This window comes from Streptomyces hainanensis (assembly GCF_004348415.1).
In the GTDB taxonomy this organism is placed as follows: Bacteria; Actinomycetota; Actinomycetes; order Streptomycetales; family Streptomycetaceae; genus Streptomyces; species Streptomyces hainanensis.
The window spans coordinates 1-1,697 of the sequence record NZ_SMKI01000789.1; the positions used below are offsets into that span (position 1 = coordinate 1).

At 77.1% G+C, this 1,697-nt stretch carries 3 protein-coding genes; 1 reads left to right on the forward strand and 2 read right to left on the reverse strand.

Annotated features, from left to right (window positions below; all coding sequences use genetic code 11):
• Nucleotides 1–666, forward strand: a 666-nt coding sequence (locus E1283_RS37835) for an MDR/zinc-dependent alcohol dehydrogenase-like family protein (RefSeq protein WP_165956370.1), incomplete at its 5' end; no start/stop codon positions are given.
• Here the strand turns inward: E1283_RS37835 and E1283_RS35940 are convergent.
• Nucleotides 656–1,348, reverse strand: a complete 693-nt coding sequence (locus E1283_RS35940) for an HAD family hydrolase (RefSeq protein ID WP_132822355.1) — start codon at nucleotides 1,346–1,348, stop codon at nucleotides 656–658. The two genes, E1283_RS37835 and E1283_RS35940, sit on opposite strands and share 11 nt — an antisense overlap.
• A 9-nt stretch (nucleotides 1,349–1,357) precedes the next feature.
• Nucleotides 1,358–1,697: alpha/beta fold hydrolase (locus tag E1283_RS35945; protein ID WP_132822356.1), on the reverse strand; the 340-nt coding region annotated here is incomplete at its 5' end.

The following is a 1,697-nucleotide window of genomic DNA, read 5'->3' on the forward strand; positions in this document are numbered from 1 at the left end:
CGCCACGCCCCGGCCCGCCGGCTGGTCTTCGGCGAACCCCTGGCCTGCGCCCACCACTGCCTGGCCGCCGCCGCCCGCCACCTCGGCCACGAGCTGGCCGGCGCCCGGCTCACCGTGCTGGGCGCCGGCACCGCGGGCGTGCTGATCGCCGCGCTGGCCGGGATGACCGGAGCCCACGTCACCCTCGCCAACCGCAGCCCCGACCGCCTCGACCTGCTGCGCCGCCGCCACGTCCTCGACGCCACCCTCGCCGAGCCGGCCGCGCTGCCGCCCGACGCCGCCGACGTCACCGTCGTCGCCACCAGCTTCGTCCGCCCCGAGGTGCTGCGCGAGGCCCTGCGGCTGACCGCCCCCGGCGGCCTGGTGCTGCTCTACGGCGGCACCGCCCCCGGCGACGCGCTCCCCGGCCTCGCCTGCGACCTCGACGCCGTGCGCCGGCGCGAACTCGCCACCGCCGCCCGCTGGGGTGCCAAACCCCTGCGGATCGGCGGCAGTTACGGCACCACCCCGGCCGACTACCCGGCCGCCGTCCGGGCCCTCACCGACTCGGCCGCGCTCCGCGTCGAGCGGCTGATCAGCCAGGAGACCACCCTCGCCGAACTCCCCGCGTTGCTCAGGACGCAGGCCGCCGGCCGCCCCCTCGGCAAGACCCTGGTCATTCCCTGACCACCCCCGCCAGCGCCAACACCGCGCCGAGACCGCGCGGACGGCCGGCCCGCCGCTCCGCCGGCAGCAGATAGACCGGCATCCCGACCCGCGCCGCCGCCCCGTCCTTCACCGGATCGTCCCCCACGAACAGCACCCGCGCCGGCGCCACCCCCAACTCGTCGCAGGCCGCCAGGAACAGCTCGGGCTCCGGCTTCACCGCACCCCGCTCGCAGGAGAGGGCGAACGACCCCACCAGGTCCGCCACCCCGAGCGCCGCGAACGACGGCCGCACGTCCCAGCCGATGTTGCTCACCACGCCGAGACCGAGCCCGGCCCCCGCCAGGCCCCGCAGCACCCCCGGCGCGTCCGGGTACGCGGGCCACGAGCCCGGGTCGGCCAGGCACGCGTACACCGCCTCGGCCAGCGCGCCGGGCGCCGCGTCCGCCATCAGCCCCGTCCACACCGCGCGATGCCGCGCGGCGGACCGGTCACACCCCTCCCGCGCGGTGAGCCCGGCAGGCGAGTCCACCGCCGCCAGCACCCCCGCGATCACCCGCGCCGCGTCGGCGGCGCGCAGCGCCACCCCGTGTCGCGCCGCCTGCGCGCACACCCCGGCGGGCGTCAGCACCGAACCGTCGTCGAAGAGCGTTCCCGAGTAGTCGAACAACACGGCGTCGAAGGCGTCGAAGTGTCGAGACACCCAGAAGCTCTACCCGCGCGGGGTCGGCACCTCACTCAGAAACGACACGACCAGCGGACCGGCGATCTCCCGGAACTCCTCGAAGTACGCGTGCCGGGCCCCCGGTATCAGCTCCACCCGCGCCCCCGGGATCCGCTCCCCGAGCAGCGGCGCGTTCGCCGCCGGGTTGAACACGTCGTCCGTGCCGTGCACCACCAGCGTCGGCGCGGTGATCGTCGGCAGCACGTCCCACGCGTCGTGCTCCGCGCTGGCCGCCAGGTGCCGCCGCCGCGCGAACGCCGTCATCGCCGGGTCGCCCACCGTCTGGTGCGGGCCCCGGTGCTCCGCCAGCCACCCCGGCGTGTACATC